The organism is Halogranum roseipondis (assembly GCF_059695585.1).
The window spans coordinates 312,199-335,734 of record NZ_JBUEED010000008.1 but is presented as its reverse complement, the minus strand read 5'-3'; the positions used below and the strand labels follow the sequence as shown (position 1 = coordinate 335,734).

Annotated in this window: 23 protein-coding genes; 10 read left to right on the top strand and 13 right to left on the bottom strand. The window is 57.4% G+C overall.

The window, feature by feature from the left end; all coding sequences use genetic code 11:
* Window positions 1-28 precede the first annotated feature (28 nt).
* From EOHIBHHM_RS25470 to EOHIBHHM_RS25445, 6 genes are all read right to left on the bottom strand, one after another.
* Window positions 29-1,165: a DUF1214 domain-containing protein gene (locus EOHIBHHM_RS25470; protein ID WP_497258935.1), complete on the bottom strand. Its 1,137-nt coding sequence runs from the start codon at window positions 1,163-1,165 to the stop codon at window positions 29-31.
* Between the two features lie 323 nt (window positions 1,166-1,488).
* Window positions 1,489-2,610, bottom strand: a complete 1,122-nt coding sequence (locus EOHIBHHM_RS25465) for an HAD family hydrolase (protein WP_497258933.1) — start codon at window positions 2,608-2,610, stop codon at window positions 1,489-1,491.
* 22 nt (window positions 2,611-2,632) lie between these two features.
* Complete coding sequence (locus EOHIBHHM_RS25460) at window positions 2,633-3,763, bottom strand: DUF1214 domain-containing protein (RefSeq protein WP_497258931.1); 1,131 nt, start codon at window positions 3,761-3,763, stop codon at window positions 2,633-2,635.
* Between the two features lie 22 nt (window positions 3,764-3,785).
* Window positions 3,786-5,003 (bottom strand): DUF1214 domain-containing protein, encoded by a 1,218-nt coding sequence (locus tag EOHIBHHM_RS25455; protein ID WP_497258929.1) that lies wholly within the window; start codon window positions 5,001-5,003, stop codon window positions 3,786-3,788.
* A gap of 42 nt (window positions 5,004-5,045) precedes the next feature.
* Entirely contained in the window at window positions 5,046-6,605 is a 1,560-nt protein-coding gene (locus EOHIBHHM_RS25450; protein WP_497258927.1) for a DUF1254 domain-containing protein, read from the bottom strand.
* A gap of 61 nt (window positions 6,606-6,666) precedes the next feature.
* Window positions 6,667-7,752, bottom strand: a complete 1,086-nt coding sequence (locus tag EOHIBHHM_RS25445; protein WP_497258925.1) for a DUF1214 domain-containing protein — start codon at window positions 7,750-7,752, stop codon at window positions 6,667-6,669.
* A gap of 813 nt (window positions 7,753-8,565) precedes the next feature.
* On the opposite strand from EOHIBHHM_RS25445, the gene EOHIBHHM_RS25440 reads away from it, so the two are divergent.
* From EOHIBHHM_RS25440 to EOHIBHHM_RS25430, 3 genes are all read left to right on the top strand, one after another.
* A complete protein-coding gene (locus EOHIBHHM_RS25440; RefSeq protein WP_497258923.1) occupies window positions 8,566-9,648 on the top strand; it encodes a TrmB family transcriptional regulator sugar-binding domain-containing protein in 1,083 nt (360 codons plus the stop codon).
* Between the two features lie 397 nt (window positions 9,649-10,045).
* Complete coding sequence (locus tag EOHIBHHM_RS25435) at window positions 10,046-11,353, top strand: glycoside hydrolase family 68 protein (RefSeq protein WP_497259799.1); 1,308 nt, start codon at window positions 10,046-10,048, stop codon at window positions 11,351-11,353.
* A 227-nt stretch (window positions 11,354-11,580) separates the two neighbouring features.
* Window positions 11,581-12,981, top strand: a complete 1,401-nt coding sequence (locus EOHIBHHM_RS25430) for a glycoside hydrolase family 68 protein (protein WP_497258921.1) — start codon at window positions 11,581-11,583, stop codon at window positions 12,979-12,981.
* A gap of 184 nt (window positions 12,982-13,165) precedes the next feature.
* Here the strand turns inward: EOHIBHHM_RS25430 and EOHIBHHM_RS25425 are convergent, their stop codons facing one another.
* Together EOHIBHHM_RS25425 and EOHIBHHM_RS25420 are read right to left on the bottom strand one after the other, a co-directional pair.
* A complete protein-coding gene (locus tag EOHIBHHM_RS25425) occupies window positions 13,166-13,384 on the bottom strand; it encodes a hypothetical protein (protein WP_497258919.1) in 219 nt (72 codons plus the stop codon).
* Window positions 13,385-13,723: 339 nt separating this feature from the next.
* The gene (locus EOHIBHHM_RS25420; protein WP_497258917.1) at window positions 13,724-13,855 is read right to left on the bottom strand and encodes a hypothetical protein; all 132 of its coding nucleotides are present in this window, start codon (window positions 13,853-13,855) and stop codon (window positions 13,724-13,726) included.
* On the opposite strand from EOHIBHHM_RS25420, the gene EOHIBHHM_RS25415 reads away from it, so the two are divergent.
* Window positions 13,844-14,122, top strand: coding sequence for a TRAM domain-containing protein (locus tag EOHIBHHM_RS25415; RefSeq protein ID WP_497258915.1), 279 nt, complete (start codon window positions 13,844-13,846; stop codon window positions 14,120-14,122). The genes EOHIBHHM_RS25420 and EOHIBHHM_RS25415 overlap by 12 nt on opposite strands.
* Before the next feature lie 183 nt (window positions 14,123-14,305).
* On the opposite strand, the gene EOHIBHHM_RS25410 is transcribed toward EOHIBHHM_RS25415, so the two are convergent.
* Together EOHIBHHM_RS25410 and EOHIBHHM_RS25405 are read right to left on the bottom strand one after the other, a co-directional pair.
* Window positions 14,306-14,791, bottom strand: a complete 486-nt coding sequence (locus tag EOHIBHHM_RS25410) for a DUF8154 family protein (RefSeq protein ID WP_497258913.1) — start codon at window positions 14,789-14,791, stop codon at window positions 14,306-14,308.
* Entirely contained in the window at window positions 14,784-15,473 is a 690-nt protein-coding gene (locus EOHIBHHM_RS25405) for a nucleotidyltransferase domain-containing protein (protein ID WP_497259797.1), read from the bottom strand. Before EOHIBHHM_RS25405 ends, EOHIBHHM_RS25410 begins: the two co-directional genes overlap by 8 nt.
* A gap of 1,119 nt (window positions 15,474-16,592) precedes the next feature.
* Here EOHIBHHM_RS25405 and EOHIBHHM_RS25400 point away from each other — a divergent pair.
* From EOHIBHHM_RS25400 to EOHIBHHM_RS25390, 3 genes are all read left to right on the top strand, one after another.
* The gene (locus EOHIBHHM_RS25400; protein ID WP_497258911.1) at window positions 16,593-16,907 is read left to right on the top strand and encodes a hypothetical protein; all 315 of its coding nucleotides are present in this window, start codon (window positions 16,593-16,595) and stop codon (window positions 16,905-16,907) included.
* Between the two features lie 1,132 nt (window positions 16,908-18,039).
* A complete protein-coding gene (locus tag EOHIBHHM_RS25395; RefSeq protein ID WP_497252184.1) occupies window positions 18,040-18,870 on the top strand; it encodes an IS5 family transposase in 831 nt (276 codons plus the stop codon).
* 70 nt (window positions 18,871-18,940) lie between these two features.
* Window positions 18,941-19,387 carry a hypothetical protein gene (locus EOHIBHHM_RS25390; protein WP_497258909.1) on the top strand — a complete coding sequence of 149 codons (447 nt, stop codon included), beginning with the start codon at window positions 18,941-18,943 and terminating at the stop codon, window positions 19,385-19,387.
* A 116-nt stretch (window positions 19,388-19,503) separates the two neighbouring features.
* On the opposite strand, the gene EOHIBHHM_RS25385 is transcribed toward EOHIBHHM_RS25390, so the two are convergent.
* Window positions 19,504-20,064 carry a CHRD domain-containing protein gene (locus EOHIBHHM_RS25385; RefSeq protein ID WP_497258907.1) on the bottom strand — a complete coding sequence of 187 codons (561 nt, stop codon included), beginning with the start codon at window positions 20,062-20,064 and terminating at the stop codon, window positions 19,504-19,506.
* A gap of 244 nt (window positions 20,065-20,308) precedes the next feature.
* Window positions 20,309-21,373 (bottom strand): hypothetical protein, encoded by a 1,065-nt coding sequence (locus EOHIBHHM_RS25380; RefSeq protein WP_497258905.1) that lies wholly within the window; start codon window positions 21,371-21,373, stop codon window positions 20,309-20,311.
* Window positions 21,374-21,763: 390 nt separating this feature from the next.
* Here EOHIBHHM_RS25380 and EOHIBHHM_RS25375 point away from each other — a divergent pair, with 390 nt between their 5' ends.
* Entirely contained in the window at window positions 21,764-22,033 is a 270-nt protein-coding gene (locus tag EOHIBHHM_RS25375) for a hypothetical protein (RefSeq protein ID WP_497258903.1), read from the top strand.
* Window positions 21,990-22,436, top strand: a complete 447-nt coding sequence (locus tag EOHIBHHM_RS25370; RefSeq protein ID WP_497258901.1) for a PIN domain-containing protein — start codon at window positions 21,990-21,992, stop codon at window positions 22,434-22,436. Before EOHIBHHM_RS25375 ends, EOHIBHHM_RS25370 begins: the two co-directional genes overlap by 44 nt.
* A gap of 10 nt (window positions 22,437-22,446) precedes the next feature.
* Here the strand turns inward: EOHIBHHM_RS25370 and EOHIBHHM_RS25365 are convergent, their stop codons facing one another.
* Entirely contained in the window at window positions 22,447-22,743 is a 297-nt protein-coding gene (locus tag EOHIBHHM_RS25365) for a DUF5789 family protein (protein ID WP_497258899.1), read from the bottom strand.
* A gap of 275 nt (window positions 22,744-23,018) precedes the next feature.
* Between EOHIBHHM_RS25365 and EOHIBHHM_RS25360 the strand changes: the two genes are divergently transcribed.
* Complete coding sequence (locus tag EOHIBHHM_RS25360) at window positions 23,019-23,384, top strand: hypothetical protein (protein WP_497258897.1); 366 nt, start codon at window positions 23,019-23,021, stop codon at window positions 23,382-23,384.
* Window positions 23,385-23,536 lie beyond the last annotated feature (152 nt).

The following is a 23,536-nucleotide window of genomic DNA, read 5'->3' as shown; positions in this document are numbered from 1 at the left end:
GATGATTGGTTCTCTTTGCGTTACGTTGTCACTCGACTGGCTGGGCCTTGGGGAATTGATAGCTCCCGTCGATGATCGGCTCGCGCGGTTGGTAGAGCCGGACCGTGTAGTTCCATCCCTCCGGCGTGTAGATGAAGTTCGGCTGGTCGGGGTCGCCGCCGAAGTGGATCGTGACGCTCCCGTCGTCCGCGCGCTCTGCAGTCGCATTGCTGACTGTGTAGGCGTCGAACTCGTTTTCCTCTAAATAAAAGTCGCTGTTGTAGACGGTGACCGACCAGAACCCGTCGACGGGGACGTCCTCGACAGTGAGTATGTGTGGCGTCGTGCCGTCGTTCTGGGCGGGGGTCCGCTGAAAGATTACCGCTTCCGACGGTTCCGGAACGCCGGTCCACCCCGCCGTACTGGTGATGAAGAATTTCACGGGGTCGACCTCGTCGACATAGCCGAACGCGCCTACGTAGTCGTCTACCGTTAATCCGACTGTTACGAGCGCGTCGGTGAGTTGTCTGTATGATCGCTGATCCCAGTTGGGAACCTCGAACGAGCCAGCCGACGATTGGTTCACCTCGATCTCGTCCTGGAGTTGCCGGGCCTGTTCCAGATCGGCCGGGTCGTTCGGGTTGACGAACGTCCGGACCAGGACGCCAGCATACTGAGTGTCTACGAGCTCCCGTGTTATCGTGTACCTGCCGGGGTCGGTGGCGAACTTCTTTACGTACTGGTCCTCGTCTTGAACGTTCATCGACATATATCGGTCACAGCTGTCCGGCAGCGTGATGGTGACCGGCTCGGTCAGGTCGAACACCCCAAACGAGGCGAGCACGTCACGGTTCTCACCGACAGCCTGCTGCTCGTCGATGGGGGTGACATTCCGGCGATGGTAGAACTGTCCGAACCCGCCCAGGTCGACAGCCGACTGGAACGTAACGTGACAGTTGGCGCGGGGATAGTTCGCCCATGTGACTGGGACTGACTCATCATCTTCTGACGGCCGCTGGTCCGTCTGAGAAGCGTTCGCACCCAGGAGGTGTTGGCGGGCGCTGGCGCCACCAACGCCCATCGCGAATAACCCAGCAAGACCAGTTCCGCGAAGCGTAGTGCGGCGGGTTGCCCGCAGTAGTTCGATGCCCGATTCAGTCGTCATATTGTCGGTCTCGTTTCTCATGGCTCTGTCTCTTTTGAACGTCACACAACAACACTGCGACAGCTGACAGGTACTCTTGTACGTCGTTCTTTCGCATAAAATATTGTCAATCTTCTTTTGAATCTCTTGGAAGAGAGACAATAATATTCGAGGAAAAATTCCGATTCGGTATTGTGTGATGTGTCGGGATTCTCCCGAGCAACTCCTGTCTCTTGGTTCCGGCCCTCATCACTATGGTCCAGATGGTGGACGGACGAAACTTGCCGACAAATCTGGAACCGTCGAGGTCGTCGTATCGAACGGTCGATTGTGGTGTTCAACCGAGATTCATCAGAGAGGTTGTCTCAGTTATTTGCTTGCTCGAAGGGGAAGACGTGCTTCCAGTCGTCTTTCATGCTGGCGACAACCCACCCCCTCTCCGTTGCAACGTCTATCGTTGGCCGGGACGACTCCTCGGGCGCCTCGCCCACTAGCCCTTCGTCCATACTGTAGGCGTACTCACGCTCGGCGTCGTCGTGGTCAACCAGCATGAGCAGCCGCGGACCGTCTCCCGCCCCGGTCCACTCGAGCATCTCGCGGTCTCCGGCGGAGTTGCCGAACGCCGCGATGGGGCGCCTGCCGATGAACTTGTGGATACCGACCGGTTTGCCGGCCTCGTCATCGATGAACTCGACCTCCGGCAGCTTCACCAGCACCGGTTCGCCGTCCCGCACCTCGTAGCGGGTCTTCCCACTCGAGCCGACCACCTGCTCGGGCGGAATCCCGTACGTCTCCTCGGACAGCTGCCGTATGAACTCGACGCCACCGCCGGAGACGATGAACGTCTTGAACTCGTTCGCCCGCAGGAACGTGAGCAACTCCAGCATCGGCTGATAGGCGAGCTCGGTGTAGTGGCGGTCGAAACGCGGGTCGCGCGCCGTCTCCAGCCAGTCGGTCACGATCGCCTCGAACTCGTCGGTGGTCATGCCGGCGTGCGTGGCAGCGAGCAGTTCCACAAGCTCTTTCTGACCCAACGCCGCCAGTGCCTCCAGGTCGCCGTCCAGCGCCGCCTTGTAGGACTGTTCGGTCTCCCACTCCGGATGCTGGGGTGCCAACTCCTGTATTCTGTCCACCGTGAAAGCAAGCTGCGGGAGCGGCTGCTCGACCCACAGTGTGCCGTCGTTGTCGAACACGGCGATGCGCTCGGCAGGCGGAACGAAGTCCGGGGAGTCCGGCGTGCTCACCGCCTTCACGAACGCGAGAATGGCCTCCCTGGCCTCCCCGTCGTTCCATGACGGAAGCGGCCCAGTGGTCTCTTCTCGATTCTCCTGGGCGTGCTCACTCGGAACGGTTCGCTGGGCTGTGGCGCTCCCAACACCTATTGCGAGCAATCCGGAGAGGACCGCCCCGCGAAGGGCGGTGCGGCGGGTTGCTCGTATTGGTTCATCTTCTGAGTCCGCGGCCGACTCGTGTGTCTCGTTACTCATGACGATTGGCTCTCTTACTTTGTCACTCGACTGGCTGGGCCTCGGGGAACTGATAGCTGCCATTGAGAATAGGCTCGCGCGGCTGGTAGAGTCGGACCAGATAGTTCCACGCTTCGGGCGTGTAGATGAAGTTCGGCTGGTCGGGGTCGCCACCCAAGTGAATCGTGACGGTGCCGTCTTCGTTCCGCTCTGCGGTTACGTTGTTGACCGAGTATGCCTCGTACTCGTTCTCTGCGAGATACCAGTCGCGGTTGTAGACGGTGACCGACCAGAACCCGTCGACCGGCACGTCACCGACCGTGAGCGTGTGTGGCGTCGTGCCGTCGTTCTGATCGGGAACCCTCGAAAGGAAGACTGTCTCAGATTCCGGAAACCCGAACGCTGACACACTCGCGAGCAAGAATTTCACGGGATTGACCTCGTCGACGTCGCCATAGGCACCGTTGAAGTCGGTCATCGTTTTTCCGACTGTGACGAGTGCGTCGAAGAGTTCTTCGCGCGATTGCTGATCCCAGTTGGGTATCTCGAACGTGCCGACCGAGGCCTGGCTCACTGTGAGGTCGTCCTGTAATCGATGGGCGGTCTCTACGTCGTCCGGATCGTTCGGGTCGACGAACGTGCGGACCAGGACAGCGGCGTATCGCGTCCCGATCTCGTCCCGGGTCAACGTGTACTCGCCAGGAGCGTATTCGAACATCTTGACGTACTGGTCCTCGTTGAGAACGACCATCGACTGGTAGCGATCACCAGTGTCCGGGAGCGTGATGGTAACTGGTTCGGTGAGATCGAAGACTGCAAACGAGTACAGCGTATCTCGATTGGTCAGGGCTTCAATCTGCGCGTCGATGGGTGCGAGCGTTCGATAATGGTAGAAACTTCCGAACGCACCCTTTTCGACCTGGCTCGCCATCTCCCAATGTAACTGTGCGCGGGGGAAGTTCTCCCACGTGACCGGGACTAACTCGTCGTTATCTGTCGTCCGCCGGTCAGTCTGCTTGGCACTCGCGAACGGAACGTCTTGGCGAGCGCTGGCGCTGTCGACGCCCAGCGTGAGCAAGCCAGCGAGACCCGCCCCGCGAAGCGCGGTGCGGCGGGTCGCTCGCAGCAGTTCGGCGTCCGAGTCAGCCGTCGTATCGTGTGTCTCGTTGTTCATGATGATTGGCTCTCTTTCGTAGTCACTCGACTGGCTGTGCTTCGGGGAACTGATAGCTCCCGTCGAGAACCGGCTCGCGTGGCCGGTAGAGTCGGACGATGTACTGCCAGTCCTCCGGCGTGTAGATGAAGTTCGGCTGGTCGGGGTCACCGCCGAAGTGGATTGTGACGCTCCCGTCGTCCGCGCGCTCTGCGGTCACGTTGCTGATCGAGTACGCCTCGTACTCGTTCGGCTCGAGTAACCAGTCGCTGTTGTAGACGGTGACCGACCAGAATCCGTCGACGGGGACACCATCCGGGTCGTTGATGGTGAGTGTGTACGGCGTTTCGCCGTCGTTCCGTTCGGGATACCGCAACACGAGCAACGCCTCCGACGGTTCGGGGATTCCCCCCGGCCCGTACGCCACGGAGCCGATGTAGTGCTTGACGGGGTCAACCTCACCGACGTCGCCATAGACGCCTGCTAAGTCGTCCATCGTTTCCCCGACTATGACGAGTGCTTCGCGAAGTTCTTCGAGCGATTCCTGCTCCCAGTTGGGAATTTCGAACGTGCCTGACGATTGCTGACTGACCGTCGTTGCGTCCTGTAGTCGATGGGCCTCGTTCACATCGTCTGGGTCGCTTCGGTCCACAAACGTGCGCATGAGCGCACTGACGTACCGCGTTCCGACCTCGTTCTGCGTCAACGTGTACTCGCCAGGCTCGTAGAGAACTCCTTTCACGTACTGGTCTTGGTTGGTAATCACTATCGACTGGTATCGACCCTCCGTGTCTGGTTTCGTGATGGTAAGCGGCTCGGTGAGGTCGAATATACCCCACGAGTACAGTGCGTCAGCAATTGGTGCCTTGGGTTGGGTTTGCTGCTCCTCGATGGGTGGGAAATCTCGGTAGTGCTTGAATGCGCCCAATCCCTCGTTTTCGACGTGGGATTCGAAGTAGGTGTCTGTCTGAGCGCGGACGACGTTCTCCCACGTCACAGGAATTGATTCGTCATCTTCTGACGTCTCGGTTTCAGTCTGGTGGATATTCGCTCTCGGGGAGTATTGGTTGGCAGAGACGCCGCCACCACCCATTGCAAGCAATCCGGCGAGGCTCACCCCGCGAAGGGTAGCGCGGCGGGTCGCTCGCAGCAGTTCGGCGTTCGAGTCAGCTGTCGTATCGCGTGTTTCGTTGCTCATGACTAGTGGTTTTCTTCGTGCGTGGAATCTGTCAGTACAAGCCTGCGGAACCGGAGGCTGCATGCAGCAGGCCACCTCTCCGGTTGAAGACGACGGTTGCCATCGTCATCCCCCTGTAGGGACGACCTCGGGCATGTCGTAGGAGCCATCGACCACCGACCAGCGGGGGCCGTAGAACCGAGCCGCAAAGCGCATACCGCCTTCGGGTGCTGGTAGCCAGTTCTTCGCCTTCTCGGGAGTGTCGGGTCTTTCGTTCTGGACGTAGATGACGAGTTCGTTGGCTTCGGTGTACAACTGTCCCGCTTCGAGCATGAAGCTGTTAATGCTGTAGCGGTCGAGTTCGTTCTCGACGAAGTAGCCCTGCGCGTCGTAGATCGGAATCGACCAGAACTCGGTGACTGGCGGGAGGTTGTCGAGGTCGAACGTGATGGTGTACCGCGTCGATCCGTCGAGTTGCTCGCCGTTCGAGTCGGTGAATCGGAATCCAGCGACGTGCGATTTCGGCGAGTCGGGGCCCGCGTAACCGAAGTCGGCCATGACGGCCCGATTCAGCCAGTCGGTCCTGAAGTCCCCCGTCGGCGCGAGGACTTGCCAGCCGTTCATGTCGATCAAGCCCTCCTGACCGGTGGTCCTGACGCGTTCGAACCCGTTCTGAAATCCGGTGGTCAGCGCCTCCTGCACGTCGTCGTCGAGGGTAGACCACTCGAACTCAAGTCCCGGGCCGATGCCGACCCGTTCTAACCGGTCGAGCATCGCGGTCTCCTTGAGCGAGTCGTCGATGAGCGACAGGCTCGGGTCGTTCAAGACGAAATCGAGAAAGGTGAAGAAGTCCGCTACAGTCTGGTTCTCGACCTGCCGAGTTGTGAGCTCGTCCATTCGCGGGAACGTCTCGTAGTCGCCAGGGACAACTGGTCGTTCCGACTGCGGCACCCCCGAGTGGTCGTTGGCGAGCCACTCGCTGAGCGGGGTTATGGTCGTCTGGGCCTGCAGGTCGTTGATGAAAGCAATTTCGGAGTCGTCTGTGAGGTCGCGCAGCGCATACCGGACTCCGGTTAACAGGGACTTCGTCTCTGCCGGGACGACGTCTGTCGCGGCGAAGACGCCGGGAATCTCGCCGTCGTAGCCGTCCGGCAGTATCAGGTACGACCGTGCGTCGGTTCCGTTGAACTGATTCCCAGCGTAGAGGGGGAAGATCCCGTACTGGTTCATCAATTGCAACGAGAAGTAGCGGTCGGTGACTTCGGGCATCTCAATGACGACGGGTTCGTCCTGGAGGTCAAGGAAACCCATCCCGTATAGAGTGGTGGCGTTCGGACTGACGATAGCCGTGAAGTCGGCTGTTATCGGTCGGCCCTCGTTCGGATAATACAACCGATTGACGCCCTCGAAAACACCGCTGTCCTGCTTCTGCGTGTAGTTGTAGCGCGTTTCGTAGAAGATGACTTGCTGGAGGCCGTAGAGATACGCGTCTGCTGCAATCGATTCAACCGTGTTATTCTTTTTGTTGCTGTACCCACCTGTCGGATTTCGATTCGCGGCGACTGTTCCGATCACCGTTGATCCTCCAAGTGTGAGTCCACCTGCTACGACTCCTCCTCTCTGGAGCGCCTCGCGGCGCGTCAGTTGTGCCATCTTGAAGTTCTCCTCTGTGTGTCGATTGTTCATCTTTGTTCTCGCCCTGTGCGTCTGTGATGATAGTCGAATGGCTGCCAGCCACGTGCGTGCTTCATTCAACTGGCTGGGGCTCGGGGAACTGATAGCTCCCGTCGAGAATCGCCTCACGTGGTCCGTAGAGCCGAACCGTATAGTTCCAGTCCGGTGGCGTGTAGAGGAAGTTCGGTTGCTCGGGGTCGCCACCGAAGTGGAGGGTGACACTCCCGTCGTCGGCTCGCTCTGCAGTCACGTTGTTGATCGAATACGCATCGTACTGGTTCTGCTCAAGATACCAATCGCTGTTGTAGACGGTAACCGACCAGAACCCATCGACGGGGACGTCGTTGACGGTGAGGGTGTATGGTGTTTCGCCGTCGTTCTGCCCAGGCGTTCGCCAGAAAAACAGTGTGTCGGTCTCCGGCATTCCACCCCACGCGATCGCGGTGCCGAGGAGATGCTTGATCGGATTGACGTCGTCGACGGTCCCGTACGTATCCCGTGTGTCGTCCATCGTTTCCCCGACGACGATGAGCGCGTTGCGGATCCGTTCGAGTGACTCTTGGTCCCAGCTCGGGATTTCGAACGTTCCAGACGATTGTTGACTCGCCGTGATCTGGTCTTGGATACTGCGGGCGGCCTCGACGTCGTTGGGATCGGTCGGATCGAAGAACGTGCGGAACAGGACCATACAGTACCGCGTCCCGATTTCCTCCTGCGTCAGCGTGAATTCGCCGGAGTCCGTGGACGAGACGTTTACGTAGTGATCTTGATTGATGACGATCATCAGCTGGTAGCGGTCACCGGTGTCCGGTTTGGTGACGGTGACTGGTTCGGTGAGATCGAAGACGCCTGCAGAGTAGAGCGTGTCGCGGTTCATCTGGATGACGTTCTGTTGATCGATGGGAACCAACTCTCGGATGTGATAGAACGTGCCGAATCCACCCAGTTCGACGTAGCGTTGGAAGTAGGTGTCAGACTCCGCGCGCCTGTAGTTCTCCCATGTAACCGGGATCGGCTCAGTTGTCTCCGCCGTCTCGTTCAGGGTCTGGTGAGTGGTCATCTCCGAGACGGCTTGCGAGGCACCGGTGTTGCCGACGCCCAGCGCGAGTACTCCGACGAGGCCAGCCCCGCAAAGCGCAGTTCGGCGCGTTGTGCTCATCAGCTTGGAGTTCCATTCGACAGGTGTGTGTGGCGTCTCTGTACTCATGATTGAAGACTCTCTTCGGCCGTGAAGCGGCACTCTGCACCCGACTCACACTATTGTACGGTAAACAACATCATAAACTAGTGACGGTGGTTTGATACAATCTCCCGATAGACTGACAGTGAGGACTTTTGAACTACCTGTTCAGTCGGACAATGGTCCTCGTATTTGCGGTGGTCAACCACGGACACCCCGCCCGAACGGTCTTCAAGCCGAGCGAGTTGCTACTTGACGGCTTTGACCCATTCCTGAAGCATCGTGATCTCGGCAGTCGTGTTCGCCTTCGTATTATCTTGTGTATTTGACTGCCTGGGATCGAAACGAGGAGGCAGGCCGCCAGGGGAGTGGCTGACGGCCGGCAGTGGTGCAGCATTCACGACCGACGAGAAAAGCGCCGGTCGTGATTTCTGGGCCGAGAGATCTGATGTGCGTCAGTGGACGCACAGGTGGATGTGATAGCCAGTTCGTTATCAATCTGTTCGCTGCCTTCTCGATGACGCGCAGTCTTGAGTTCACTCGTCGGTTCGCAATAGATCTCGTCGTCTCTGGGGCGTCGTGACCAACAGGACAGCGGCTACACTCACTATTCCCGTCAATTACCACTGTGGGCACGGAGTGGTTGATTGATCATGGCTCTCTCTGCCATGATTCACATCGATGTTAACGTCACCCTCATCGTAGTTGATTCGGTCGCTCGGATGTGTTGTACAACAGCCGCGCAAAGTAAATGGATAATCAAATCTTTCTCGGGACACAACACCCAGCAGAATGTCTCAGCAAGGTGAGGAGAACGATGCAATACTGAGAGAGGAATTAGGCGACTTCGGATTCTCGGACAAAGAGATCGATGTTTATCTCGCACTGTTATCTCGAGGAGAGGCGACCACGGGGACGATTTCAGACGATGCTGATGTCACACAACAGTCTGTGTACAGCATTACGGACCGTCTTGAAGACCGTGGCCTTGTTCGTGTCAACGAGCATGCGTCACCGAAGACAATCCGTGCAGTACCGCCAGCCGAATCGATGGCAGCCCTCACCAGCCGAATTGATTCGATAACACCAGTACTCGAAGATCGATTCAACGACACACAACCGCAGACACCCGAGTTGAAGATAGTCAAATCACAAAAGACGGCGGTCAAGCGGCTTCGAGATGCTGTCTCGAACGCCCAACGAGAAGTCATCGTCGCGATTCCGGAACACATCTATCCAGAAATCGAACAGGAGCTTCAAGCGGCACTCAAGCGTGATGTGCTCGTGATCCTGTTCCTACAAGACATCGACGACTATCAGGAAGCACGGAATCGCTATGCGGATGCCGCAGATGTTGTCCGCTGTTGGAGTGAGAGTCTTTTGTTCTTGTTCGCAGCCGATACCCATTCTCCAGACCGTCCGACAAGTGGTACGGCACTGATTGGCGATGCGCAATTGCTATCCGGAGCCCATACCCTTGGAGATGGGGTCGCAGTCTCGGAGCAGCATCTTACGGGGTCGATTCGTGGGATGTTCTTTGGCGCCCTCTGGCCAACAGGGACGGAAGTCTCTGTCCCCAACCCCGATCAGCTTCCGAAAACATACCCTTGGTTCTGGCAGGCGGTCCTCCAAGCAATGGTGCACCAACAGTCAGGCACCGATCTCTGGGCGGAAGTAGAGACGATCGATGGCGTGACCCTCTCCGGACCGATAACCCAAACCCGGCAAGCTCTCGTTGAGCCACCGACCAACAATTTCACCTTGGAAACGAGTCTCTTGCTTGAAACTGATGTGGGCGAAGTAAGCATCGGGGGACAAAATGCGATTGTCGAAGACTACGAAGCGAGTTCGATCACGCTCCAACCGCTCAAATGACTTGGACATAGACGAGGCCCGTTTGACCGGACCATAAGACAGCCACACCGATATCGCGTCTAGCCCTCGACTGAGTACAGAACGGGGCAGACGGTGCTCAGAATGTACACGCCTTGACTCCAGCAGACGTCAGTCTGGAACTTCTAGGCGGGAATCCACGGGCGATTGGAGGAAGACAATAGCAACCCAGACATCTCGTGACTCGGAGAGATCACAGCTCCACAAATTCGCTATGCAGACTGTCTGTATCTTTGTTAAATATAGAAAGAAAGTATTGTAATTAATATTATCTTCTATAACCAATGTTCTCGCCAGAATTTTATTAAACTGGTAGGCTAATCTTCTGAGTACGATGTTCGACCGGAATGACCCACTGAACACGAACCGGCGAAACTTCATGAAAAGCGCCGCTGGTGTCGGCGCTGCCGCTTTGGGCCTTTCCTCGGTGAGTGGCTCTGCAGCGGCTGTTGAAACGGGTGACACCGACCAATGGACACGTGCGGAGGCCGAGCAAATCGCACTGACCGATGATACAACGGCTCCACTCATTACAGAAAACTCCGAATCCATCTCCGACGACTACTGGATTTGGGACACGTGGCCGCTTCGGAACCGCGATGGCTCGATCGTGAAGATTGACGGCTGGCAGATTGTCTTCTCGCTTACAGCATCCAATGACCTCGTCCCCGGCGCTCGGCACAACGAAGCAACGATCCGGTACTTCTACTCGCGTAACGGGCACGACTGGCACGAAGGCGGGAAGGCGTTTGATGCGCCACTCGGTCACCACCAGTGGGCCGGTTCCGCGATGTACGACCAAGACGAAGAACAGATCTACCACTTCTACACGGCGGTGAGTTCGCACCCTGAGTTCCGCCAGAAGCCTGCACTCGGGAAGGGGGCCGCAATCGAAACAGGCCCGAAAGGAGTTGAACTGGTTGGTGAACAAGAACACGTCATCATGGGAACCCCGGATGGCGAGATGTACCAGACCTACGAGCAGTCGGTTGAACAAGGCATTGTCTACGCCTTCCGTGACCCGTGGTACTTCAAGCATCCCGAGACTAACGAAGACCTCGTCGTCTTCGAAGCGAACACGCCAACTGGAAGTCGAGACCCTGCCAACCCGGAGAGTTTCAACGGGAATATCGGGGTTATGCGAGCGACGAACGACGAATTGACTGAGTGGGAACTGCTGCCACCAGTTCTCGAAGCTGTCGGCACCAATCAGCAGCTTGAACGTCCGCATTACGTGTTCCAAGACGGCAAGTGGTATCTATTCACTATCAGCCATCAATTCACATTTGCACCCGGTCTGAGCGGACCTGATGCCCTGTACGGATTCGTGGCTGACTCGATGTACGGTGACTACGAACCACTCAACGAAGGCGGATTGGTCATCTCGAATCCCGATGAAGCACCGTTCCAAGCGTACTCGTGGCTCGCAATGCCGCACGGCGATGGCATCGTCGCCGAGAGCTTCGAAAACTTCCGTGGCCTCGACGACACGTCGCGCGGGTCGATTAGTCTCGACGAAGTGGGGTACCTTCCCCCAGAAGAGCAAAAAGAGCTCTTCGGCGGAACACTCGCTCCCAGTCTCAAACTGGAGCTCGACGGGACAGAGACGCGCATCGTAGCAGAGCTCAAGGATGGTCATTTCCTCCCATCAGTCAAATCATCACAACCCCCCAACAGGTCTCGGTGACGGATTCATAGGGGGTGTAGTATCCGAGCTCGAGGCTTTCGCGATATCCACCTCGGGATCGCTTCGCTGAGAAAACTGCCCCTAAAAGGACCCGAGACCCCTTTCAGAGAGGGAGCACTCAGCACATTTTCTAACATAATGGCAATTTTATCCATCTCTATACCACTAATGTAACAATCTATCGGAGATAAAGATTTATTTGTGAAGACAAACTACAAGAAGGTGGAATGACGGAAGATAACTCCAAACACGAGTTTGGGCGTCGTAAGTTCCTTCGAACGACCGGAGCTGTTGGCCTCGCCGCCACAGCGGGCGTCGGAGCTACGAGTGGTTCGGCCGCAGCAGTCGAAGTAGAGGAACCAGCACAGTGGACCGAAGAGATGGTCGCTGAAATCGAGCTTACGGAGGAAAACACCGCACCGTATCTCGATGAGGAGCCAACTCAGATTGCTGAAGAAGCAGGCTATTGGGTCTGGGACACATGGCCGCTTCGGAACCGCGATGGCTCGATTACAGTCATCGATGGCTGGCAGATCATCTTTTCACTAGTCGCTGATAAGAGTCGACCAGAGATCGACGTCCCGGGTGACCGTCACAACTACGCGCGTGTGGGGTACTTCTACTCCCGAGCTGGCAAGAGTGAGGGACCGAGCGGCTGGCAGTTCGGTGGTGAAGTCTTCGACGAAGACGCCTTCCTCGGGAACCAGACGTGGGCTGGTTCCGCGATGTACGACCAAGACGAAGAACAGATCTACCACTTCTACACGGCCGCAGACGCACTTCCCGACGCACGTCAGCGCCTCGCACTCGCGAAAGGCGCGACCATCGAAACCGGACCCCAAGACGTCACCGTTACTGAGTCCGAGTCGCACCACATTCTCGCCGAGGCTGACGGCGAGATGTACGAACAGCTCGAAGATTCCAGTGGGATCATCACTGCGTTCCGCGACCCGTGGTACTTCAAACATCCCGAGACTGGTGAAGACTGGATGATCTTCGAGGGCAACACGCCCACGGAGAACGACAATCCGAAGAGTCCGCAGAACTACAACGGAAACATCGGTGCGGCGAAGGCGACGAGTAAGGATCTCACCGAGTGGGAACTGAAGCCACCGATCTTCGAGGCAGTGGGCGTCAGTCAGCAGACTGAACGTCCCCACTTCATCTTCCAGGAAGACAAGTGGTATCTCTTCTTTATCACCCACGAGTTCACGTACGCTCCTCAGCTTTGGAGTGAGGGCGGACGCTTCGAAAAGGAGGGCAAGCCGCCGGGTCCGGAAGCGCTCCACGGATTTGCCGCCGACGGGCTATACGACAGTGATATGGAACCACTCAACGGAAGCAGTCTAGTGGTAGCGAACCCGGAGCAAGCTCCCTTCCAGACATACTCGTGGCTCGCGATGCCGCACGGGAGCGGCAGTGTTGTCGAGAGCTTCGTAAACTTCCAGGATGTCGACACGCTCGGTCTTCCTGGTGACGAACTGAAGGAAACGTTCGGTGGCACGCTTGCTCCGAGCCTCAAAGTGGATATCGACGGGACCGACACGAGCATTAAAACGGAACTCAAGGACGGTCAGTTCCCGGCGTCTGTCGGCGCACGCTCCCGCGGTAACGGTCGGAATTCCTGAGGAGATTCCGCTCGCTGCGTAATCAAGCGTCGTCTCGATTTTTTCTGCTGCAAAACTGGACCGAACTGCAGTCGGTACTGGTAAGATGAGTGTTTACTGACCCATTTCAGGCGTCGCTCATCTTCTGTGCACCGTAAACCAAAGCTTGTCGGTGGGGGGTGTGTTGCGGAATGTGTCGCGACCGTCACTTCGTAATCCGGAGGCCCGCGTCGGTCTCATAGAGATAGCCTTTCAACAGCAGCTGTTCGAGGAGCGCTGCGGCCTCGGAGTGTCCAACGTCGCCGGTACTGATCCAGTCAATCGCTGTGTCGTGCGTGAATGGTTCGTCTGTTGCAACCGCGTGTTCGATCTGCTCGAAGGCTGTTTGTTGTGTTGGGGTCAACCGGGTCGACGAATGCCGCATTAAGGGTACAGTGCGTCGCTATTGAGGTGATTGTTGGGGTTTAGTGTCACAGCGTGAACTGTCGAGACAGCGTTTGGGACACCCGTACCACCCTGAGAATCATTTCAGAGTCCTTGATTACTATCGAGGGTGCCGTCGGTTGGTATTGGTGTATCTTGTAGATTTCATCTGGGCACTCGAACATCGACATGGTGCCGATTAACCAACACCCACCGACCTTGTTGGTTAATAAGCTGCGAACGGCTCACTTGAGTGCTGGTTCACGACGCGAGCGATCCAGACGATTATACAGTGGTCTCTCGAAGCACGACCACTACGCCGATGGTCGATGTTCCTGACTCACTGCAGCGTCTGTGTACTGCGTCTGTCACTGAACAGGGCGGGTCGTATCGTATCGAGATTCCACGCGAGGAGATTGAAGAGGGTGAGCTTGATGTCGGCGAGCACTGTCGTGTTGGCGTGTTTACGCACACCAGTGCGTCGTCGCCGAGTGAGTCTCCCGACGCCAACACCGCCCCGAACGAGGTACCACAGAAGCAGCACGGGCCGCCCGTCGACGAGGGTGATGTCCGCGAGATCACGATCGAGACGCTCGGCGAGCAAGGCGACGGCATCGCGAAGGTCGAACGCGGCTACGTCGTCATCGTCGACGGCGGTCAGCCTGGTGAGACAGTGACGATTGACGTGCATACGGTCCGCCAGAACGTCGCCTTCGCCGAGATCGTTGCCGACTCGTAGCGCTCAGTCGACGACATTTGGTTTGTTACCCGACTCTACAAGGTACTTCGAGCGACGGCAACGAATATGTTCGCACCCCAACGACGGGTGGTCTCAGCAACGAACCTGACCCGAAACAGGCGACTCCGTAGTCGGTGTCGATAATTCAACTGGGCATCACAACCGGTTCTAAATGATTTGCTGTCACTCACAGACACATTCGTGCCGCTTTGTCGATTGATTGACGACATATTCGTGTGTTTCTGATGCGAGTTCGAAGAGTTTCTCAGCGCGGGTTCTCGCTGCGAGGCCGTCCTGGTAGTAGGTCTTCGCACGGTGGTTTCGCCACAAGTCTTGGAGGTTTTCAGCGACGTGCGCCGACAAGATGCCACGCTTTGCAGCCTCCGTGTACACACCCGGATGCGTTCCCGGTAGGTCCCGTGGCTCGACTCCTCCTTCAAGTAACTTAAACTCGATAACGCGTTCGATGGCGACGAACGACGCCTCGATCACTAGCGTGTAGAACCCCTCTGCAAGCAGCGTCTCAGCACCGGCAAGCAGTCGACACGACTTGCGGAGTTGCAGAACGTCAGCCTCGTTCGTTGCTAAGTCTGTCTCGATAGTGTCGGGTCGTCGATCGAACGCTGCCTGTACCTCCGCAACCAGTGTTTCGATCCGCGTACTACTCATTGGTCAGTACCTCCGTCCGAACTCGCTGGAACGGGTCGCCACCGTAGATGGTGACGCCCTCTTGGAAAATATCTCGCAGTTTCTCACCGGCGCGTCGCGCACTGGCTGTAGATTCGACGAACGGTTCGAACGGATAACGGTCACCATCGAATCGCATCTCACCGAGTTCCGTGGCGATCGTCGTCACGACGCGGCGGGCAACCGTGCGGTCGCCCTCAACGAGGACGAAGACGTCGATATCGCTTTTCCGGTCGGCCTCACCACGGGCGACGCTTCCGAACACGAGGATTCCAACGACGTGATCGACGTCGTCCGTTTCATCGAGTGCCGCTGTAACGCGGTCAACGAACGCTCGCAGTGGGGCGTGATACTCCGGTTGGTCGATTCCAAGGAGCGGATCGTCTTTCTGGAGGTGTGCAGGGTCAATCGCGACGTAGTTCCGTTGGGTCGTCTCACGGATTCGAACCACACCAAGCTCCTCAAGGAAATTGACGGCCCGCCAGATAGTCGATCGACTGCGCTTGGTGATGGCTGTGAGTTCTTTGATGGTGAACTCTGTTTCGTGGGCGTCGATGAGCTGGCGCAGAACCTCGTCGGCAGCTTGCTGCCTGAAGATTCGTGTGTCGTCCCCTGGGCTCATCGGAAGGCAGATCTTTATTACTTGTTCTGTTTCGTGAGACACTGTCCGATTGTATGCAACGACGAATAATAAGTATTCGCGTCGGATTAGTGTCCTGGGCTCATCGCTGGAGAGGTACTGACCACTATTCGTCACGTCACTTTTGCTGTGGTCTGCCTCCGCGACTCACCTCTCTCCAATGTCAGAATTCATATAATTCTCGCTAGCGGCGATAGCAACTTCTCGTTGTTTCGCCGCGCGCGGCGTATCAAATCTCTTCTCCGGGCTTTACCCTAACTTCCAACGGCCTACCCCCCATCTATACTAGTTGGTTTTTGCCGTCACAGATGCGCTGCACCACTCCGAGACGTGCTGTGTCGCCCGTATACCGCATATATCGCATTTTCTCACGGTGGGGTACTGTTCCGGCATGCGGTATATTGCCGTAACACCGCGTTGTCTTGCGATTATGGGTTGGTATCTGTACCGCAACTCCTCGAATGGTGTAACGCCATGCTGAAATGCGGTAGGATTGGGACTGCGCGTCTCTCCCGGTGGTTTTGCGATACGATATTTATCGGGTGGAGACTGTGTGTTGTGCCATGTACAGTCCGGTCGATCGCCGCGCTGGGCGGTCGCGTATTCTATTACTTACTTCTGAGATGTTGGTTCGATGTACACTCGTCAAGAGACTTACTGCGTGGGGTCGAGACGAGGGGCCGGCCGCCAGGTGGCGGATGACGGCCGGCAGTGGTGCAGCGTTCACGACCGACGAGAAAAGCGCCGGGCGTGTCGTGATTCCAGGACGGAGAGACCTGGCGTGCGTCAGTGACGCACGGGTGGGTGCGATAGCCTGTCCGTTATCAATCTGTTTCACGCCACTTCTTGATGCGATCTGCTTCGTCCCGGTGTCCCGCTGTGGCTGTCTCCAGTGATACTGTTGGTTCGAGGTCCCCGTAGATCGTAACTGCAGGCTCGGTTAGCTCCACTGCTCGGGTCGCATCTAATCACACCCGTTGTGATAGCCTCCACACGCCCCTCTACCCAAAACCCGTGTCAACTACGTCTACTACTCCTATTTCTGAAGAGGTTCTCTCGAGTGCTGCTGCTAACAACCCCGCGTTCAACCGCGTGGATAGTAGTATGGCGTGTCGTTTCATAGGTGTCACCAGCAACCCACTGATGCCGTCATCGCTCACGAGCCGACTCGAAGCGCTCGAAGCCCGCTCCCCGCAACACTACAGTACCCTCCAACGGCACCTCCCACTCCTCCAGACAGCACTCGACGACGCCACCCGCCCCTATCCGACGGGTCGGCAACTGTACGCCCATCTCGACGATCCACCACTCCCAGCGCGGACCTTCGGCCGTCTCCTCGCCTTGCTAGTTGAGCTCGAGATTATCGACATCTACGCTGAGCGCTCGAGTGCCAATCGCTACGACATTCGCGGGTACGACGCGGCTGACCTCGAGGACCTCAAGGCACTGCTCGCGTAAGCCTCCGACGGAGTCGACGACGTGCACGCGGGTCTCTACTGCCGCCACCACAGGTCAGCACGGGCCTCGTCGTCGTCACTCGCGGTTCGTCAGCCGTTTTAGATCCAGTTCGCAGTCGCCGACAGTCCCACCGACGTCGCCCTCGACACACTTGCTGGCAGGCAGACACATGGCCGTGTTCGTTCAGTGCACTGGGCACTCTTCCTTGAGTGAGTGAGCGACGGTCTGCAACACGGCTCTTGAAACTACCCACGCGAAGAAAGCAGACCATCTCCCACCGCGACAGTGGCGTGAGCGAGTCACAACGCGAGAGTCCATGGAGAACCCAATAGTTGAGACTCCGCACGCACTTTCCTCGAGTAAAAACGCCCTGGGCCAGAGGGCGTTGTGAAAACCGGAATGCCATATGCATTCCACCCACCCCGGGAGTATGACTGCGCAGCGGGGGGAATGCATTCTGAGCTTCGTCCCGCACGCGGTTACGTGTCGTGGCCAGCTGTGACCGTTCCTCGCAATTGCAGTCCGACGCACCGAGTCGCGTTGGGTGTCGCCTACGGACGGATCCGCAGCGTGGACACTGTGGACCCAGTGACGTCGTCTCTGTGTGTTCGGTGACCTCCCCATCGTTATCTACTCGTCGCCGAGCGTTGGGCACACCTGTTTGTGTTGTTGGGTGCCGTGAGATCGAGTGCGTCGTCGGCCCACCGAGGCTGGTCTACTGTGGCGACGGTCGTCGCCGCCATCAGCAGGTCTCCGCGTGAGGTCACGTCCACGGCGTCGCCTCCATCTCACTCGCGATGTCTGTCGTCGCCAGGTCAGCGTCGCCGCCAGGGTGCACTCACCTGTCTCTCTCCCTGTCGCATCTAGTCGACACCCCCACTCGAGCGCTCGCCTGACACCCCCATTGCGACTGTATCAACTTCCCGAGACGTTCGTCGTCGACACCCAGCTATACAGCACCGCTTGTTCGACACCCCATCTGGCCAGCGTTCACCTCATACCCCACCTTATTGTGTCGGCGGTTTCGACGAAACCGGTTACTAATGTATTAAGTCGGCTGTGTTGAATCACTAGACAGCGTCGAGATGGGTCGCTAAATCAAAGGAGTTGAAGCGGAGAGATTCGGTTGCCTATGACACAAATCTCCCGCTTCACTGGTGAGATTGTGCCGCTTGCTCAAAGGGTTACTGGCGATGGAGACGAATCCGCCGCCCCGGAAGGTGGCGGCGGATTCGCTGACTATGCCCTCGTTTCCCTCCATTGTCTGCGGATTTACCTCGATACGTCCTACCGCATGACGATCGACCTGCTCAAAGAGATGCCGCAAATAATCGGGGAGATCGGCCTCGAAGCGGCCGATCTCCCCTCACCATCTACGTTGTGTAAGGCGTTCGACCGATTCAGCATGAGCGTCTGTCGAGTGCTGCTGCGCCACTCGGCGCAGCTGCACGACCCTTCGAAGCACGGAGCGGTCGATGCCACGTTCTACGAACGAGATACAGCAAGCCGCCACTACTGCAATCGAACGAACTACCGCGTGCAGAAGCTCAAAGTCACGAAACTCGTCGATACAGACAGCCAGGCGATCCTTGACGTACACTGTTCGACGACCCGAAAAGGAAGTGATGCTGACCTCTGTGAGCAGATCGCCCGCCGGAACGCGGGCGATCTGCAGTCACTCGCCGCAGACAAAGGCTACGACAAGAAGGCGCTCAGAGAAGCGTTGCGGGAACTCGGGATTCGCCCGCTCATCAAACATCGCGTCTTCGCACCGTACGACCATGCACACAACGCTCGAATTGACCAAGATCGCTACGCACAGCGCTCAATGACTGAAACTGTGAATTCGGCTGTGAAGCGCTCGCTCGGCTACGCCGTGCGAGCGCGTGACTGGTATCGAGAGTTCCGTGAAATCACGCTGATGTGTGTCGTCTACAACATCAAGCGACTCATTAAACAGTAAAATCGTACGCTGTATGGCGATTCAACAGAGCCATTAAGTCCTATTCTGATTCAATCTAAAAGACCACCCAATGAGCGACACTCACGACGACGAATCCAGTATCGAGACTGTGACAGGTGTCCGGCGGTCGGCCCTCGAAGCAATCGCCTATCTCGGTGGGGAAGCACCAGTCCACGACATCATGAATGCGGCCGAGATTGCCGAGGGATCTCGGACGTATGTGTTCCGCCCGTTGCGCGAACAGGGCCTGATCGAACAGAGCGGTGAGGCAGACAGTGGAACGCGTGGCCCACCGGGGGCTGTCTATCGACTTATCGACGCCGGGCGTGAGGTACTCGACGAACACGCCGATGCGATTCCGTCTGCCGAGGAGATCACACAGCTTCGGAACCGAGTCGCAGAACTCGAGCGGGAGAACGAACTCCGTCGCGACGAAGTGAAAGCGCTCGTCGCCGCCCTTGAAGACCAGGGTGTGCACGTTAAAGACGCCTACATCAGTCTTCGCGAAGACGCGTAGAGATGTAACCAAAGAATTCGGACAGTGTGCCTGTCTTTTCTCTGGGTGTTGTCAGAAGTGGTGTGCTGAATAGAGGTTCTATTCAGCACTCGCGGTCCGAACCACAGGATACGGCCTCATTCAAGTTGTCCCCTGATTACCCGACCGTCGGTCATGTGGGTCTGGACGTAGGTCTTATCTGCACGCATCGCTGAGACGAGGTCGTCGAACGTCGTCCCCTCTGAGAGACAGTTGTTCTTGCCCGACCCGCAGGTGTCCCCACTCCCGAAGTGCTCCGTCCATTGTGCATCATCAAGTTCCTTGCTCGGTGTAGCTAGGTTGAACAGCTCCGCCAGGTGCGGGCCGTTCTCGCCTGCGCCTCCATGATGGATATGACTACCTGTAACACACTGGACGCTTGAGAGAGTGACGGTCCAGGTGAGTTCACGGCCGGACTCGGCAAGTTCGACCGTCGCCTGGCCAGTCGCGTCATCTGCGTCGTAGGGTTGGTTCTCTCCATCGCTCGGAATCGCCTTCTCCGGAGACAACTCGGCGGTGAACCGGCGCTGTTGATCTTTGTTGCCCGGGGTGGTACCCGCGGCGGCACCGATACCAGCTACAGCAACGGTACCTGTGGCTGCAGCGGCGAGGACTTCGCGGCGCGGTAAAGTCAAGGAGGATGAATCTTCGCTGGTCATTGGTAACTACCTGTATGCCGATGATGAGAAACGGAATTTGGAAGTATTTTTTGGCCCTATTTTAACAGATAGAAAGTATCTCTCTGTCACGTATGCACTCTCTATCGAACGACTCATCGGTCCGATAGCGCTACTCATTCGTGGGCGATACGCGCGCTCTATTCAGCACGCAGATTTCAGCAGGTGGGTTTTCTGTGATTTTACAAAATATGAAACCTTTCGCGAATCCCCCCCAGTAGCCCCTCTACTTATCCAACTCTTGCAGTTCCGCAAACACTGATTCGGCTGTGGCTGATCCCTCGGACGTCGCTACACCCGTTTCATCGGCCTGCTTACCGATGGAGTCATCCTTCGTAGAGTCTGTCCCGGCGGTTTCATCGGGCGGGGAACGCTCCGCGTCGTCGAGGATTGTGAGATCGTCGACGGACTCAGCCCTTCGATCAACAGCAATCACCGTCCATGTTTCGGCGTCAGGCACCTCGCCGTCGAAGAGCCGCTCGGGAACACGAGGCTGATAGACACGACGCCATCCAGCCTCGTCGTCGATTGCGCTTTCTGTCGCTGGGTACCCCGAAGCGTCGGCCCACGCTTGCTCCGGACTCTCGAAGGTCGCATGTTCCACACCATTCGAATCCTCTAGCGTCAACTGCCCTGTTGCAGGATCAGACACCCACACCGTCCGTTGGGCCCCCGTATCCTCGACGTACACGCGCTCACCGTCAATGCGGAGCGCTTTGTGGTTGTACACGACCTTCGTGCCGTCGTCGCGTTCGGCGGCCACGTAGGGTGGGTCAGTCAACGCATCATACACGGTCTGGGCATTCTCCTCGCGCGCGAGAAACACACAGTGCTGCCCTTGATCAACAGCCTTCTCCAGATTCCGAATCGTCTGAGCGGGTTTTGTCGACGTCGACGATTCGGCCTCGAGGGCGGCGACATCTCCATCAGTCAGTTTAGAGACCACCGGATGCTCCTCGGTGAACGTCTGGTAGGCTTCAACGGTTTCGCTCATGCCTAACCCCTCTGTATCGGGCGTCACATCGGTGGGATCGATGAGCCCGTCTGGCATGTCTGTCCCGTCCTGGTTGGGGAGACTGACGACGAGCCCGAGTTTCGTGAGTGGGTCGTAGGCGTCTTTGAGCAACTGCCGATGTTTCCCTCCACCCGTGTTCTCTGAATCGCCGGTTCCGAGGATACGCGTCTCCCCGGTCGGCGTCGTTCGGAGATACATGCCGTCGTCGCGCTCTTCGACCGCCAAGACGTCGCTCGGAATCGACTCGAGGGCGTCCCACAGCTGACCGAGACTCAACTCCGATTCGACGTACCGTTGAATCCGGTCAGTCGCAGTGTCAACCGAGACCCACGCACACCCCGCACCGTTGGCTCGAATACTCTCGTCGTAGACGGCTTTGACTGCCGTGTCTGTCTCGGCTATCTGGACCGCTTCGTCGTCGGTGTCTCGAGACGCACTCCCTCCCTCCGAGGGATGGAACCGCGACTCGGCTTTGATTTCGGCGTCGGTCCGCCGCCGGATGCCGTGCTTGTTCAGTAACTCATCGATCAACTGCTCGGTCTCAGCCTCCGACCGCGCAATATCCTCCGAGGCAACTTCGTCGATCGGCGGGAACGCGTCGACCTTGTAGGAATGCGTGAGTTGGTCGTTTTCCAGCACGCCGACACACCCGTTTTGACGACGTCGATGGCAGCCGAAGAGGTTTCGATCGGGAAGCGTGCGCTCCTCAACCGACTGAAGGATCTCGAAGAGCGCAACATTCTCAACCGGATGGACGTTGGTGCGCGTGGGCAGGTCTGGTGGCTCTCGGACGCGTATAAAGCCGAGCAGCGGCCAGATTACCTCAAGAGCTTCGGGAAGTACGCAGACACGGACGTCGGCGAGACGGTGCGAGCAGTTGGTGAGGAGTTAGATGGAGACTTCCAAGAGCGTCAGGAGGAGTTCTTCGACAGCTAACCGCTATGCTCTTGAGACGTCGTTTGTCATCGACTATTGGAACGGGGAGCCGTTCGCCCGGCACTTTTTTGAGAATCTCGAGGTGGACGCAGACGTCGGTGTGCCGACGGTGGCACTGTTCGAACTATACGCGGGCGCGTTGCTCTCGGACTCCCCAAACGAAGACATCCTTACTGTTACTGATGACCTTTCGTTCGCCGAACCGCTGCCGCTCACGAATGACTCGGCACAGGACGCCGCACAAATCCACGCCGAGCTTCTGGGTCAAGGCAACCGGATTCAACTCCCCGATGTGCTGAACGCCGCGACAGCACGGAGCGCTGACGCAACGCTCGTCGCGACAGATGGACATTTAGAGCGGATTGATGACCTTGCTGTCTATAACCCACACAAAGAAGAGTGAGTCGGCAGCGTTACACCGACATGTCGCTTCCGCGGATATCTTGCATACTCGACCCAAGGCCTGAGCGGTCGTCGTAGTATTTTCGTCCGATAAAGATGTCTTCGAGATTTCCAACCAGTGAGGCATAGAGATCGTCTCGCGAGTGATACGTGGTTTCGTCAGTTCGTTCCAACACATCTTGGACTGTGACGGCGTCTCCAGCTGGGGCCGTCAGCTCAACATCTCCTAACTGCTCGACGACGGTATTCTGGTCTGCCGGGAACGTGAACGCTTGCCCGAACAACTGGAACGTTTCGGAGTAGTGCATCACTATCACATATTTTTTCTACATCAAAGAACGTTATGAATGGTGCACTATTTCTCAGTGGCCCATATGGAGTCGTGCACAAGATGCCGTCTCACGAGCGGATCGGGATACGAACAAAAATCGGCCCATGTTCGTGACTCCAGTGCCACGGCGGAACCTACATGCTACCCCGCCGACACAGCTAGCGCTACGACACCCATCAGGAACGATGGCTGATGTCAACGTTGTTGCCGCGTGGCAATAGGCTTACAGCTCGGTAAGTCGTTTGTGAATGTATGAGCAACGAGCGAGACCGAAACGACCGGGGACAGTATACCGAGACAATCACCCTCCAAGACGTCCTCGCCGTGCTACAGCAGAGCAGTGACCCCGTGGCCACTGCAAAGGGGGTTGGTGAGTGCCTCGGATGTTCATCCGAGGCAGCCCGCCAGAAGCTGATGCGACTGAGCGAGCCGGGACGCGTCGACCGCCGGAAAGTCGGTGCCGGGGCTGTCGTCTGGTGGCTTGCAGATCAAGAGGCAATCACCACAGACATCAATTCGGATGACCTGTTCTTCACCCGACGGACCGACACAGCAGGAGAGCCGTCGGACACATCGGAGCACGTCGACGAAATTCTCTACGGGAAGGCAGCTAACTGACCTCGACGCCGTTTACCACTACTTATCGACATTGGCGCGTTGTCGATCGTGTCAACATAGAACTGCTATGTGATCCGCTCTAACCCTGATTCATCATCCATTCAACAGGGCAAAGATGACCGATCTGAACGAGAGGCGCCTTCTCGGTCGGA